Annotated in this window: 11 protein-coding genes; 9 read left to right on the top strand and 2 right to left on the bottom strand. The window is 67.5% G+C overall.

Annotated features, from left to right (window positions below; translation table 11 throughout):
- Positions 1–37: 37 nt before the first annotated feature.
- The 6 genes from paaA to LQF09_RS05805 all read left to right on the top strand — a co-directional run bounded on the left by paaA (position 38) and on the right by LQF09_RS05805 (position 6,648).
- The gene (paaA, locus tag LQF09_RS05830; protein WP_002929409.1) at positions 38–1,042 is read left to right on the top strand and encodes a 1,2-phenylacetyl-CoA epoxidase subunit PaaA; all 1,005 of its coding nucleotides are present in this window, start codon (positions 38–40) and stop codon (positions 1,040–1,042) included.
- Positions 1,039–1,335 (top strand): 1,2-phenylacetyl-CoA epoxidase subunit PaaB, encoded by a 297-nt coding sequence (gene paaB / locus LQF09_RS05825; protein ID WP_002929410.1) that lies wholly within the window; start codon positions 1,039–1,041, stop codon positions 1,333–1,335. The genes paaA and paaB overlap by 4 nt, the downstream gene beginning before the upstream one ends.
- A complete protein-coding gene (paaC, locus tag LQF09_RS05820; protein ID WP_002929411.1) occupies positions 1,335–2,120 on the top strand; it encodes a 1,2-phenylacetyl-CoA epoxidase subunit PaaC in 786 nt (261 codons plus the stop codon). Before paaB ends, paaC begins: the two co-directional genes overlap by 1 nt.
- Positions 2,121–2,131: 11 nt before the next feature.
- Positions 2,132–2,638, top strand: coding sequence for a 1,2-phenylacetyl-CoA epoxidase subunit PaaD (paaD, locus tag LQF09_RS05815; protein ID WP_002929413.1), 507 nt, complete (start codon positions 2,132–2,134; stop codon positions 2,636–2,638).
- An 18-nt stretch (positions 2,639–2,656) separates the two neighbouring features.
- A complete protein-coding gene (locus LQF09_RS05810; RefSeq protein WP_270069429.1) occupies positions 2,657–3,754 on the top strand; it encodes a 2Fe-2S iron-sulfur cluster-binding protein in 1,098 nt (365 codons plus the stop codon).
- Between the two features lie 236 nt (positions 3,755–3,990).
- Positions 3,991–6,648, top strand: coding sequence for a bifunctional acetate--CoA ligase family protein/GNAT family N-acetyltransferase (locus LQF09_RS05805; RefSeq protein WP_270069428.1), 2,658 nt, complete (start codon positions 3,991–3,993; stop codon positions 6,646–6,648).
- A 19-nt stretch (positions 6,649–6,667) separates the two neighbouring features.
- On the opposite strand, the gene pap is transcribed toward LQF09_RS05805, so the two are convergent.
- Positions 6,668–8,149 (bottom strand): polyphosphate:AMP phosphotransferase, encoded by a 1,482-nt coding sequence (pap, locus tag LQF09_RS05800; RefSeq protein ID WP_270069427.1) that lies wholly within the window; start codon positions 8,147–8,149, stop codon positions 6,668–6,670.
- A gap of 62 nt (positions 8,150–8,211) precedes the next feature.
- Complete coding sequence (locus LQF09_RS05795; RefSeq protein ID WP_002929422.1) at positions 8,212–8,934, bottom strand: 16S rRNA (uracil(1498)-N(3))-methyltransferase; 723 nt, start codon at positions 8,932–8,934, stop codon at positions 8,212–8,214.
- A gap of 50 nt (positions 8,935–8,984) precedes the next feature.
- On the opposite strand from LQF09_RS05795, the gene LQF09_RS05790 reads away from it, so the two are divergent.
- The 3 genes from LQF09_RS05790 (at position 8,985) to LQF09_RS05780 (ending at position 12,851) form a co-directional block, all read left to right on the top strand.
- On the top strand, positions 8,985–9,794 hold the full coding sequence (locus LQF09_RS05790) for an inositol monophosphatase family protein (protein ID WP_002938948.1): 810 nt from the start codon (positions 8,985–8,987) through the stop codon (positions 9,792–9,794).
- A gap of 84 nt (positions 9,795–9,878) precedes the next feature.
- Complete coding sequence (locus LQF09_RS05785) at positions 9,879–10,754, top strand: phosphoribulokinase (protein WP_270069426.1); 876 nt, start codon at positions 9,879–9,881, stop codon at positions 10,752–10,754.
- 96 nt (positions 10,755–10,850) lie between these two features.
- The gene (locus LQF09_RS05780; protein ID WP_002929429.1) at positions 10,851–12,851 is read left to right on the top strand and encodes a methyl-accepting chemotaxis protein; all 2,001 of its coding nucleotides are present in this window, start codon (positions 10,851–10,853) and stop codon (positions 12,849–12,851) included.
- The last annotated feature ends 22 nt before the right edge of the window (positions 12,852–12,873 follow it).

Raw genomic sequence — 12,873 nt, 5'->3', positions numbered from 1 at the left:
GGCATTCTCCGGCGCGGTGTTTGCTAGGAGGAAACACATGTACACCCAGGCAATGGACATACCGGATGAGTCCGGGAAGAAGCTCGCCGTCGTCGCAGGGCAGAGCGAGCAGGAAGCCGCGTTCGAGGCCCGCATCGACGCCGACGGCCGCATCGAGCCGCAGGACTGGATGCCGGACGCCTACCGCAAGACCCTGGTGCGCCAGATCAGTCAGCATGCCCACAGCGAGGTCGTCGGCATGCTGCCCGAGGGCAACTGGATCTCGCGCGCGCCCAGCCTCAAGCGCAAGGCGATCCTGATCGCCAAGGTGCAGGACGAGGGCGGCCACGGCCTCTACCTTTACTCCGCCGCCGAAACGCTTGGCACCAGCCGCGACGAAATGATCGACGGCCTGCTCTCGGGCCGTGCCAAGTACAGCTCGATCTTCAACTATCCGACCCTGAACTGGGCCGACGTGGGCGTCATCGGCTGGCTGGTCGACGGCGCTGCGATCATGAACCAGATCCCGCTCTGCCGCTGCTCCTACGGCCCCTACTCGCGCGCCATGATCCGCGTGTGCAAGGAGGAATCCTTCCACCAGCGCCAGGGCTACGAGGCCCTGCTGGTGATGATGAAGGGCACCGAGGCACAGCGCGAGATGGTGCAGGACGCAGTCAACCGCTACTGGTGGAAGTGCCTGGCCATGTTCGGGCCGCCCGACGCCGACAGTGCGCACAGCGCACAGGGCATGCGCTGGGGCATCAAGCGCATCAGCAACGACGACCTGCGCCAGAAATTCATCGACGCCACCGTGCCGCAGGCCAAGGTGCTGGGCGTCACCCTGCCCGACCCCGACCTCAAGTGGAACGAGGCGCGCGGCCACTACGACTACGGCCAGATCGACTGGCAGGAATTCTGGAACACCGTCGAGGGCAACGGCCCCTGCAACAAGGAACGCCTGGCCACCCGCGTCAAGGCACACAAGGACGGCCAGTGGGTCCGCGACGCGGCCATGGCCCATGCACGCAAGCAACAAGAACGCGCACAAAAGGAGGCAGCATGAACACCCCCGCACTCAAGGATTGGCCGCTCTGGGAAGTCTTCGTCCGCAGCAAGCAGGGTCTCGAGCACAAGCACTGTGGCAGCCTGCACGCAGCCGACGCCGCCCAGGCCCTGCACATGGCGCGCGACGTCTACACCCGCCGCCAGGAGGGCGTGAGCATCTGGGTCGTGCCTTCGGCCGCGATCACCGCCAGCAACCCGGACGACAAGGGCGAGCTCTTCGACCCGGCTGCGGACAAGATCTACCGCCACCCGACCTTCTACGAAATTCCTGAAGAAGTGGGGCACATGTGATGAGCAAGGCACCCGTCGAATACCTGCTGCACCTGGCCGACAACGCCGTGGTGCTCGGCCAGCGCGACGCCGAATGGTGTGGCCACGGCCCCATCCTGGAAGAGGACCTCGCGCTCGCCAACGTCAGCCTCGACCTCATCGGCCAGGCCCGCCTGCTCTACCAGCTCGCCGCGGCGCGCATGGGCAACGGCGCCACCGAGGACGCCCTGGCCTACTTCCGCGATGACAAGGACTTCCTGAACTACACGCTGGTCGAGCTGCCCAACCACGGTGCCCTGGTCGGCTACGCGGCCGCAGACCGCGACTACGCCACCACCATCGTGCGCAACTTCCTCTACAGCGCGCTGATGGTGCTGGTGTGGGATGCGCTGCAGAAGTCGCCCGACAGCGACCTCGCCGCCATCGCCGCCAAGTCGCTCAAGGAGGCACGCTACCACCTGCACCACGCCGCCGACTGGCTGGTGAAGTTCGGCGACGGCACCGAAGAGTCGCATGCCCGTGCCCAGGCTGCGCTCGACCACCTGTTCCGCTACACCGAGGAGTTCTGGACGCCGAGCGCAGTGGAAGACGCCGCCATCGCCTCCGGTGCCGCAGTCGACGTGCGCACCCTGCGTGCCGCCTGGGACGCCATCGTCGCCGACACCCTCGCCGAGGCCACGCTGAAGCGACCCGAGGTGCGCGGTTACATCCCCGAGGGCAAGCACGGCCGCCACTCCGAGCACCTGAGCTACCTGCTGGGCGAGATGCAGGGCCTGGCGCGCGCCCACCCCGGCGCAACCTGGTAAGGCGGCAAGCCATGAGCAGCACGATCGAAAAAGTCTGGGCCACCCTCGAGCACCTCACCGATCCCGAGATCCCGGTGGTGACCCTGCGCGAGCTGGGCATCCTGCGCGAGGTGCGCGAGACCGACGCGGGCATCGAGGTGGTCATCACGCCGACCTACAGCGGCTGCCCGGCCATGGGCCAGATCGAGGACGACGTGCGCGCAAGCCTGGACCAGGCCGGCATCGCAGCGCGGGTGATCACCCAGCTCGCGCCGGCCTGGACTACCGACTGGATGAGCGACGAGGCCAAGGAAAAGCTGCGCGCCTACGGCATCGCCCCGCCCCACCGCACCTGCGGCAGCGGCGGCGACGTCAGCGTGGTGCACTTCGTGCGCCGCGTGCAGGCCGAGCCCGTAGCCTGCCCGCGCTGCGGCTCCATCCACACCACGGTCACCTCCCAGTACGGGTCGACGGCGTGCAAGGCACTGTACAAGTGCCTCGACTGCCAGGAGCCCTTCGACTACTTCAAACCCTATTAAAGCCGGAGCCCAAACGCCATGTCAGCACTCCGTTTCCAAGAACTCGCCGTCAAGCGCGTGAGCCCAGAGGCCGCCGGCGCGGTGGCAATCACGTTCGACATCCCGCCTGCCGAGCGCGAACGCTTCACCTTCGAGCCGGGCCAGTTCCTCACCCTGCGCGCCACCATCGACGGCCAGGACGTACGCCGCAACTACTCGATCAGCAGCCCACGCAGCCGCCTCGCCCGCGATGGCGAACTCGAGATCGGCATCCGCCCGGTCGAGGGCGGCCTGTTCTCGAACTGGGCCACGCGTGCGATCAAGGCCGGCGACACCCTTCAGGTCATGCCGCCCGATGGACGCTTCGTGGTCAGGAAGAAGCGCGCACTGCACCGCGTTGGCTTTGCCGCCGGCTCGGGCATCACCCCGATCCTGTCGATCGCCGCGACCACGCTCGAGGAGCAGCCGGACGCCAAGTTCACGCTCATCTACGGCAACCGCCGCATGTCCACGGTGATGTTCAACGAGGAGCTGCAGGACCTCAAGGACCGCTACCGTGACCGCTTGACGATGATCCATGTGCTATCGCGTCAGGCCCAGGAGGTCGACCTGCTGCAAGGCCGCATCGACGGTGACAAGGTGCGCGCCATCATCGGCGCCCTGCTCCCCGTGGGCAGCATGGACGAAGTCTTCATCTGCGGCCCCGATGAGATGATCACGGCCACCGAATCGGCTCTGGTCGAGGCCGGCGTGCCGGCAGACCGTATCCGCACCGAGCGCTTCACTGTCAACCTGCCCGCCGGCGCCCAGCCCGTCGGCGCATCGAGCAGCGCCGAAGCCGCCGCCGCCGCAACCAAGGACATCACCATGACCTTGGTGCTCGACGGCAAGGAACACGAGATCGCCATCGGCCCGGACGACCACCTGCTCGACGCCGCGCTCAACGTCGGCCTAGACCTGCCGTTCTCGTGCAAGGCGGGCGTGTGCTGCACCTGCCGTGCCAAGGTGCAGGAGGGCGAGGTGGTGATGGACAAGAACTTCACCCTCGAGGCGGCCGAAGTGGCACAGGGCTTCGTGCTCAGCTGTCAGGCACGGGCGACGACCAAGCGGCTCAAGATCAGCTTCGACGAACGCTGAGCGCGCGGTGCGGCCAAGGGCCCGCGGCTGGCGCCGTGGGAGCGGGCCGAGCCGCGAGCGGTTGAAGGCAATCGCGGCAACTGCCCTGCCCGCATCCGTACCCTTGCAACGGCCGTCTCGACGGCCGTTGGCGTTTTCGAGGCGAGGCACCAGCGGACGCTTACTGATACACATCAACAAAGAAAATCAATTTATCTGGTATCACTTAAGCCCTAGCCACCTCTGCGCCCACCGCCATGTCCAGCCACCACGCCCTGAGCACCGCCTTCGAACCGGCGTCGATCGCCGTCATCGGCGCTTCGGACTCACCCGGCTCGGTCGGCCGCATCATCTTCCGCAACCTGGTCGAGGGCGGCTACCGCGGCACGCTGCACGCGGTGAACCCGAAGTACGAGCGCATCCAGGACCACCCCTGCCATCGCTCGATCGAGGACATCGGCCGCCCGGTCGACCTCGCCATCATTGCCACGCCCGCGCGCATGCTGCACAACGTCACTGCCCAGTGCGGGCGCAGCGGTGTGCGCAATGCCATCATCGTCGGCACCACCGGGCGCACACTCGAGCGCCGCATCATCGAGACCGCGCGTGAAAGCGGCTTGCGCCTGCTCGGACCCGGCAGCCTGGGTATCGCCCGCCCGGGCAGCGGGCTCAACGCCGCGCTCACCCGCATCGCGGTCAAGCCGGGCGAAATCGCCCTGGTGTCGCAGTCGGGCGCACTGTGCTCGGTCGTGCTGGACTGGGCCTCCACACAGGGCGTGGGCTTCTCGTCGGTGATCTCGCTCGGCGGCACCGTGGACATCGACTTCGGCGAGACCCTCGAATACCTGACCCACGACCCGCAGACGCGCTACATCCTGCTCTACGTCGACCACATCCGTAATGCCCGCCACTTCATGAGCGCACTGCGCTCGGCGGCACGCATCAAGCCGATCATCGTGCTCAAGGCGGGCCGTCACGGCGCGGACGAGAACGACACGACCGCAGCTGCACACGGTGGACTCGCCGACGTGGTTTTCGACGCGGCCATGCGCCGTGCGGGGGTGGTGCGGGTCAACAATCTCGACCAATTGTTCTTCGCCACCAAGGCGCTCTCCTGCGGCTTCCGTCCGCGCGAGGACAGCCTCGCCATCGTCTCCAACGGCAGCGGCCCGGCCGACCTCGCCGCCGACCGCGCCAAGGACCTCGGCACCACCCTGGTCAATCTCGGCTCGCCCACCATCGCGGCACTCGAGCGCCTGGGCGGACGCGAGCGCCGCAGCCACAACCCGCTCGACCTCGGCGGCGACGCGAGTCCGCAACGCTATCGCGACGCCATCCTGGCACTCGCCGAGGACGCCGCAGTGACCAACCTGCTGGTGATCCTGTCGCCGCATGCCCTCGTGGAGCCGGTCGAAGTCGCCCAGGAGATCATCGACCTCTCGGCGCAGCTGCGGCTCAAGCTGTGCTGCTGCTGGATGGGCGGTGGCCAGGTGGCCGAGGCGCGCAGCCTGCTCGAACAGGCCGGCATCCCGGTATTCAGCGCCCCCGAGGCCGCGGTCGAGTTGCTCCACGACATCTCCCGCTTCCATCACAGCCAGACACTGCTGCTGCAGACCGCGGGCGGCGGCGCGGCGGCCTACCGTCGCAGCGGCGGGGCACGCGTGCTGATCGAAACCTTGCTCAACCAGCGCCGCCACGCCCTGTCGGCGATGGAGTCCAAGGCCCTGCTACGCAGCTACGGCATCGCGGTCACGCCCACCACGGTCGCCCACGATGCCACCCAGGCCCTGTTCGTCGCCGAGCAGGTCGGCTTCCCGGTGGCGATGAAGGTCGACGCTGCCGAGCTTGCCAGCAAGTCGGAGTCGGGCGGCGTACGCCTCAACATCAACACCGCCGAATCGGTGTGGAGCGCCTACCACGACATCGTCGATGCGGTCCGCCTGCGCCACCCCGAGGCGCACATCACTGGCGTAGCGATCGAGCCCTACCTGTACCGGCCGCGCGCCCGCGAGTTCAGCATCCAGGTCGTACGCGACGCCATCTTCGGCCCGGTGATCAGTCTCGGGCCAGAGGACGCCTCGGCGCCACGCACCTTTGCGCTGCCGCCGCTCAACCCGGTGCTGGCGCGCGACCTCATCGACACGGCTATGCCGACTGCGCCGCGCGGCCCCCGCAGCCCTGCGGGCACGCTCAACCGCGCCGCCGTCGAGCAGGTGTTGGTATCGGTGTCCGACCTGGTGTGCGAATTGCCCTGGGTGCGCGAACTGGAGATCGGCCCGCTCATCATCGACGCTGAGGGTGCAGTGGCGGCGGACGCGCGCGTCGTCATCGACCAGGGCCTGCCTGCCGGCAGCGACCGCTATGCCCACATGGCGATCCATCCCTATCCGCTGCACCTCGTCCAGGACTGGAAGGTCGGCGACGGCCGCGCCGTGCGCACCCGCCCGATACGCCCGGAAGACGCCGGGCTGCTGCTGGCCTTCTTCAACGGCCTGAGCGCCGAGACCCGCTACATGCGCTTCATGGAGGAGCTGGACGAACTCAGCCCGGCGATGGTCGCGCGCTTCACGCAGATCGACTACGACCGCGAGATGGCACTGATCGCCACGACGCCCGACGACGCGGGTACCGAGCAGATGATCGGCAGCGCGCGCTATGCGCTCGCTGCCGATGGCGAGTCGGTCGAGTTCGCCCTCGTCGTCGCCGACGGCTGGCAGCGCTTCGGCCTCGGCCGCCGACTCATGGGGGCGCTCATCGAAGTCGCCCGCGCCAAGGGCTATCGCAGCATCTTCGGCGACGTGCTCGGCAACAACCCGAAGATGCTGCGCCTGATGCACGGCCTCGGCTTCCTGGTCCAGCCCCACCCCGAGGAGAGCGCGCTGCGGCGGGTCGTCAAGGCGCTGCACGGCAAGTGAGCGCTCCCGCGCCGCAGCCTCAGCCGAGTGCTGCCTCGAGGCGTTCGCAGATCGTGCGCAGCACCTTGATGCGGGCGAAATGCTTGTCGTCAGCCTCGACCAGGGTCCACGGCGCGTACTCGGTGCTGGTGCGATCGACCATGTCGCACACCGCACGGCTGTACTCGTCCCACTTGTCGCGGTTGCGCCAGTCCTCCTCGGTGATCTTGAAGTGCTTGTGCGGCTCGGATTCACGCTCCTTGAAGCGGGCGAGTTGCTCGTCCTTGCTGATCGCAAGCCAGAACTTGACGACAACCGCGCCGGCACTCGCCAGTTCGTCCTCGAAGTCGTTGATCTCGGCGTAGGCACGCATCCAGTCGGCCTCGGAACAGAAGCCCTCGACGCGCTCGACCAGCACACGGCCATACCAGGAGCGGTCGAATACGACCACCTTGCCGCGCCGCGGCAGGTGGCGCCAGAAGCGCCACAAGTAGGGCTGGGCGCTTTCCTCGTCGGTCGGCGCCGCGACCGGGATGACGCGGTACTGGCGCGCATCGAGCGCGCCGACCACGCGGCGGATCGCGCCGCCCTTGCCCGCCGCATCCATGCCTTCGAACACCAGCACCAGCGCGCGCGTGCGAAACGCCGGCGAGCGCGACAGCAGGGCAAGTCGCCCCTGCAGGCGCTCGAGCTGGTCGTCGTAGTCCTTGCGTTTCATGTCCTGGCGCACGAGCGCGTCGAGCACATTGAGCCCATCGACGCGCGGCGGCAGCGGCGCGACCGACAGCCGCGGCGTCCAGTGCTGGGATGCGGCATCGAGCCGGCGGCGCAGCGCCGACAACAGCGTGCGGCCGACGAACAGGGCGCGGTAGTTGGCGTCCGAGCCATCCACGATCAGCCAGGGCGCCGCAGCCGTGCTCGTCGTCCGCAACACATGCCCCGCCACCTCCCGGTAGCGCTCGTAAAGGTTGTAGTAGCGCCAGTCGCGCTCGGTCACCCGCCAGCGCGTGCGCGGATCCTTCTCGAGCGCCTTCAGGCGCGCCTTCTGTGCGTCCCGCGGCAGATGGAACCAGAACTTGATCAGCAACACGCCCTCTTGCGCGAGCATCGACTCGAAACGGCGGATGTCGTCGAGGCGCTTGTCGAGCTCGGCCTTCTTCGAGGTCCGGTCGACGCACTCGAAGATGGGCTGGGTATACCAGTTGCCGAACATGACGGCGATCTTTCCGCGCGGCGGCAGCGCCCGCCAGAAGCGCCACATGTAGGGGCGCTCCGACTCCTCCGCGCTCGGCGCGTCAAACGCCCAGGTCTGGATGTGGCGCGGATCCATCCACTCGTTGAGCAGGTTCACCGTCTCACCCTTGCCGGCCTTGTCGACGCCATTGACGAGGACGACGACGGCGAACTGCCTGAGTTCGAGCAGGTCCAGCTGCGCATCGAGCAGCTCTGCACGCAATGCCGGCACCGCCTGACGGTAGGTGTCCTTGTCGGTGCTATGGCCAAGCTCTGCAGATTCGAACATTCCCCCTCCCCCTTCGATCTTCGTTGTCGCGCCGCGGGCGCTGTGCGGACCTGCCGATCCGTTCAGTAGTCGCCCCAGCGCGCCTGCAGTACCGCCAGCGCCGCCAGACCTGCGGTCTCGGTGCGCAGTACGCGGGGGCCGAGCACGATGCGCCGGCAGCCAGCAGCATCGAAAGCAGCCAGTTCGCCCTCGCTCCACCCCCCCTCGGGACCGACAAGCAGGTGAACCGGCCCCGCGGGCGGCGGCTCTTGCGCAAGCCCCACCCGCCCACCCGGGGCCAGCACGTAGTTGGTCGCCGCCCTGTTCGCGGCGAGCCATTGCAGCACCGGCTGCATCGGCCGCAGCTGGGGAATGCGGTTGCGACCGCACTGCTCGCAGGCCGACACCGCGACCTGCTGCCAATGCGCCAGCCGCTTGTCCGCGCGCTCGCCGGCCAGGCGCAACACCGAGCGCTCAGCCTGCACCGGCTGGACAGCGGCGACGCCGAGCTCGACCGCCTTCTGCACCACCCAGTCCATCTTGTCGCCCGTGGCCAGGGCCTGCACCAGCACCACCTGCAGCGGCGACTCGCGCTCGATGTCGCGCCGCGCCCCGAGACGCGCGAACGCGGCCTTGCCGCGCACCACCAGCTCGGCATCGACCTCGCCGCCATGGCCGTCGAAAAGCACCAGACCAGCCCCGTCCGGCAGCCGCAGAACACGCACCGCGTGGTGTGCCAGCGCCTCCGGCAGGGCGACCTCGCCACCGTCCGGGAGGCGACCATCAAAGTGGAATCGTGAAATCATCGTAAAATTATAGGCCCGAGCATCGCTCCCCCGAGCGCAAGGAGTTCCGCATGCCCACTGCAGCCATACGCCTGTCCCGCGCCCGCGCCCTCGAATCGATGGTGCGCGAGGTGGCACGCGAGGAAATCCTGCCCCGTTATCTCAAGTCCGCGCGCAACCGCAAGGAGGACGGCTCGCTCTTCACCGAGGCCGATGTCGAGTCCCAGCGCCGCTTCAGCGAGGAGCTGCCGAAGCTGCTGCCCGGCGCGGTGCTCGGTGAGGAAATGACCGCGGCCGAGCAGGCCCACCTGTGGAACGAGGGCGCTCGCGGCCTGTGGTGCATCGACCCGATCGACGGCACCACCAACTTCGCCAACGGCATCCCGCTGTTCGCAGTGTCGATCGCCTACCTGATCGACCACCAGCCGGTGATCGGTGTCGTGTACAACCCGATCACCGACGAATCCTTCTACGCCGCCCGCGGTGCGGGCGCCTTCCTCAACGGCGCCGAGCTGCCGCTGCGCAGCGGCGCCGTCAGCCTGCGCGACGCCGTCGCCGGCGTGGACTTCAAGCGCATCAGCCACCACCTGGGCGACGAACTCGCGGTGCGCCCGCCCTACTACTCGCAGCGCAACTTCGGCTCCAGCGCACTCGAATGGTGCTTTGTCGCCGCCGGCCGGCTCGATGTCTATCTGCACGGCGGACAGATGCTGTGGGACTACGCCGCTGGCCGCCTCATCCTCGCCGAGGCCGGCGGCCAGGCCGAAGCGCTCGACGGTGGCGAACTCATGGCCGGTCCAGCCATCAAGCGCGGCGTGATCGCAGCGGTCACCCCCTCGCTATTCACCGAGTGGTCGGCGTGGGTGAAGGGACGCTCCTGAGCGCCCCCGCGCCTCTGCACGCACCCGAGAATACATCCAAGCCCGCAACACCCCACAGCCGTCGGCCGTAGGCGGAGAACCCCCATGTCCATGAAGCACCCCATCATCGCGGTCACCGGCTCTTCGGGCGCGGGCACCACCACGGTCAAGCACACCTTCGAGGCGATCTTCCATCGCGAGAACGTGAACCCCGCAATCGTCGAGGGCGACAGCTTCCACCGCTACACCCGCGCCGAGATGAAAACGCTCATCGAGGACGCCGAACGCGCAGGCCAGCGCGGCATCAGCCACTTCGGCCCGGAAGCCAACCTGCTTGCCGACCTCGAGAGCCTGTTCCGCTCATACGGCGATGCCGCCACCGGTCGCCGCCGCTACTACATACACAACGAGGCGCAGTCGATGCGCTGGAACCTGCCGATGGGTACCTTCACCGAATGGGAAGACCTGCCGGTCGGCACCGACTGCCTGTTCTACGAGGGCCTGCATGGGGCCGTCGTCACCGACAGTTCCGATGTGGCGCGCCATGTCGACCTGTTGATCGGCGTCGTGCCCACGATCAACCTGGAGTGGATCCAGAAGCTGCACCGCGACACCAAGCTGCGCGGCTACACCGCCGAGGCCGTGCAGGACACCATCCTGCGCCGCATGCACGACTACGTGCATTACATCGTGCCGCAGTTCGCCCGCACCCACATCAACTTCCAGCGCGTGCCGGTCGTCGACACCTCCAACCCCTTCATCGCCCGCGACGTGCCGACGCAGGACGAATCCATGGTGGTGATCCGCTTCAAGGATCCGCGCGGCGTCGACTTCCCCTACCTGCTGCGCATGATCCACGACGCCTTCATGAGCCGGGCCAACACCATCGTGATTCCGGGCGGCAAGCTCGACCTGGCCATGCAACTGATCCTCACCCCGCTGATCTGGAAGCTCATGGAACGACGCCGGCAGTGGGTATGAAAGCGCTCAAGTCAGCCCCCGGCGCGCCGTTAGCAGCATGAACGGCGCCGTCCGCGGGACTGCTGCCCCACCCCGACTCACAAGGATCGACCAGCCATGCCCGGAATGTTGTCCAGCCTTCGTGCAAAGCTGCTGACCGCCACGCTTGCCGTGGTGGCTACAGGTTTCACCGTCACCATCGGCGTGATGTCCTACCAGAGCTACAACGCCGTGCTCGAGCAAGGTGACATTCGCGCCAAGCGCACCGCCGAACTCGCAGCCAAGACCGTATCGCAGCACCTCGACCATTCGATGACCACCGCACTCGGCCTGCGCCATGTGCTCGAAGGCCTGCGCAGCCACGGCGCGACCGACCGCGATGCGGTCAATGCCATCCTGCGCCGCCAGCTCGACGGCAATCCAGCCCTGCTTGGCCTGTTCACCGGCTGGGAACCCGATGCCTTTGATGGTGATGACGAACAGTTCGCCAACACCCCCGGTCACGATGCCAGCGGCCGTCTGGTGCCTTACTGGAACCGGGGCGACGGCAGCCTCGCAGTGGAGCCGCTGGTCGACTACGACCAGGCAGGCGCCGGTGACTATTACCAGACCCCCAAGCGCACCGGCCAAGCGTTTGTATCCGATCCGTACGAATACGAGGTGGGGGGTCGCAAGATGCTCATCGCCTCGCTGGTGCACCCCATCATGGTCGGGGGCCGCTTCCACGGCATCGCCGGCGCGGACATCGCACTCGATGCGATGGGTCAATGGCTTGGCGGCATCAAGCCTTTCGGCGTAGGCCATGTCACCGTCCTCAGCCAGTCGGGGACCATAGTCTATGGCCCCGACCGCAGTGCGGTCGGCAAGATGGCGAGCACGCTGCCGGCTGCGGCGCTCAATGCCCTGGCCAGAGGGGAAGAGTACCGTTGGCTGGACGACGCCGGCATCAGCCACTTCCTCGAACGCATCGACATCAAGGGCGCCGAGCGCGCATGGGGAGCGATCGTATCGGTACCCCAACACGTCATCACCGCATCGGCGGATCAACTGCTGCGCACCGCAATCATGCTCGGCCTGCTCAGCCTGGCGCTGACTGCCGGCGTCATCTTTACCCTGTTGACCGCACTGACGCGCCCACTCAACCAACTCGCAGGGGCGATGGAAGAGCTCGCAGGTGGCGAGGGCGACCTCACCCGTCGCCTGGACATTCGCAGCAACGACGAACTCGGGCGTGTCGCTGGCAGCGTCAACGCCTTCCTGAGCACGCTGCAGCGCATGTTCGTCGAGGTTCGCGACCAGAGCACGACCCTGGAGCACGGCCTGCGCACAGTCACCCAGGCAACCCAGCAGGTCGCGAGCAGCTCGCGCACCCTGGCAGGCACCTCCAGCAGCAACGCTGCCACCGTCGAGCAAGTCACCGTCTCCATCGGACATATCGCCGAACACGCCCGCGAAGCGGACGAAACCATGCTCCATACAAGCGCAGTGTCGCGTCGCAGCGCAGCGGCGGTGGGCGCCATGGAACAGCAGATGCAAGGCATTGGCTCCACAATGGAAGGACTTGCCGCCTCGCTCAGCGGGCTGGAGCAGCGCTCGGAGCAGATTGCCGGGGTCGCCCAGGTCATCCGCGACATCGCCGACCAGACCAATCTGCTGGCGCTCAATGCGGCCATCGAGGCCGCCCGGGCAGGCGAACAGGGTCGTGGCTTCGCCGTGGTCGCCGACGAGGTGCGCAAGCTGGCCGAACGCACCGGCTCAGCCACGCTGGAGATTCGTGCCACCATCGAGTCCATCCGCAACGAAACACAGGCGGCGGTCGACGGCATGAAGCAGGCTCGCAAGGCCGTCGACCTGGGGATGGTCAAAGCGCACGAGGTCGCCGGCGAGATCGGATCGATCGAGACACAGATGGACCAGGCGGCAGGGCGTGTCAGGGAGATCGCCGAAGCCACCCAGGAGCAAAGCGCCGCCGCCACACAGCTGGCACAGTCGATCGAGGAGGCCTCGCTCATGGTGCAGACCACCGATGAAGCCATTCAGGACGCCTCGAATACCATCGACGAACTCGGACAGACTGCCGAACGCCTCGGCAAGCTGGTGGGGCGCTTCCGCCTCTAGCATTCCTTCGACATATCCCCCT

The organism is Thauera sp. WB-2, assembly GCF_027594845.1.
In the GTDB taxonomy this organism is placed as follows: Bacteria; Pseudomonadota; Gammaproteobacteria; order Burkholderiales; family Rhodocyclaceae; genus Thauera; species Thauera mechernichensis.
The sequence above is the reverse complement of the archived record's forward strand: the minus strand, read 5'-3'. Positions and strand labels throughout refer to the sequence as shown.

What these genes read in the sequence shown, in the direction of transcription:
- LQF09_RS05795 (WP_002929422.1), bottom strand. Translation starts at nt 8,934, where the DNA reads ATGATTTCACGATTCCACTTTGATGGTCGCCTCCCGGACGGTGGCGAG.
- paaD (WP_002929413.1), top strand. Translation starts at nt 2,132, where the DNA reads ATGAGCAGCACGATCGAAAAAGTCTGGGCCACCCTCGAGCACCTCACC.
- LQF09_RS05785 (WP_270069426.1), top strand. Translation starts at nt 9,879, where the DNA reads ATGTCCATGAAGCACCCCATCATCGCGGTCACCGGCTCTTCGGGCGCG.
- pap (WP_270069427.1), bottom strand. Translation starts at nt 8,149, where the DNA reads ATGTTCGAATCTGCAGAGCTTGGCCATAGCACCGACAAGGACACCTAC.
- paaB (WP_002929410.1), top strand. Translation starts at nt 1,039, where the DNA reads ATGAACACCCCCGCACTCAAGGATTGGCCGCTCTGGGAAGTCTTCGTC.
- LQF09_RS05805 (WP_270069428.1), top strand. Translation starts at nt 3,991, where the DNA reads ATGTCCAGCCACCACGCCCTGAGCACCGCCTTCGAACCGGCGTCGATC.
- paaC (WP_002929411.1), top strand. Translation starts at nt 1,335, where the DNA reads ATGAGCAAGGCACCCGTCGAATACCTGCTGCACCTGGCCGACAACGCC.
- paaA (WP_002929409.1), top strand. Translation starts at nt 38, where the DNA reads ATGTACACCCAGGCAATGGACATACCGGATGAGTCCGGGAAGAAGCTC.
- LQF09_RS05810 (WP_270069429.1), top strand. Translation starts at nt 2,657, where the DNA reads ATGTCAGCACTCCGTTTCCAAGAACTCGCCGTCAAGCGCGTGAGCCCA.
- LQF09_RS05790 (WP_002938948.1), top strand. Translation starts at nt 8,985, where the DNA reads ATGCCCACTGCAGCCATACGCCTGTCCCGCGCCCGCGCCCTCGAATCG.
- LQF09_RS05780 (WP_002929429.1), top strand. Translation starts at nt 10,851, where the DNA reads ATGCCCGGAATGTTGTCCAGCCTTCGTGCAAAGCTGCTGACCGCCACG.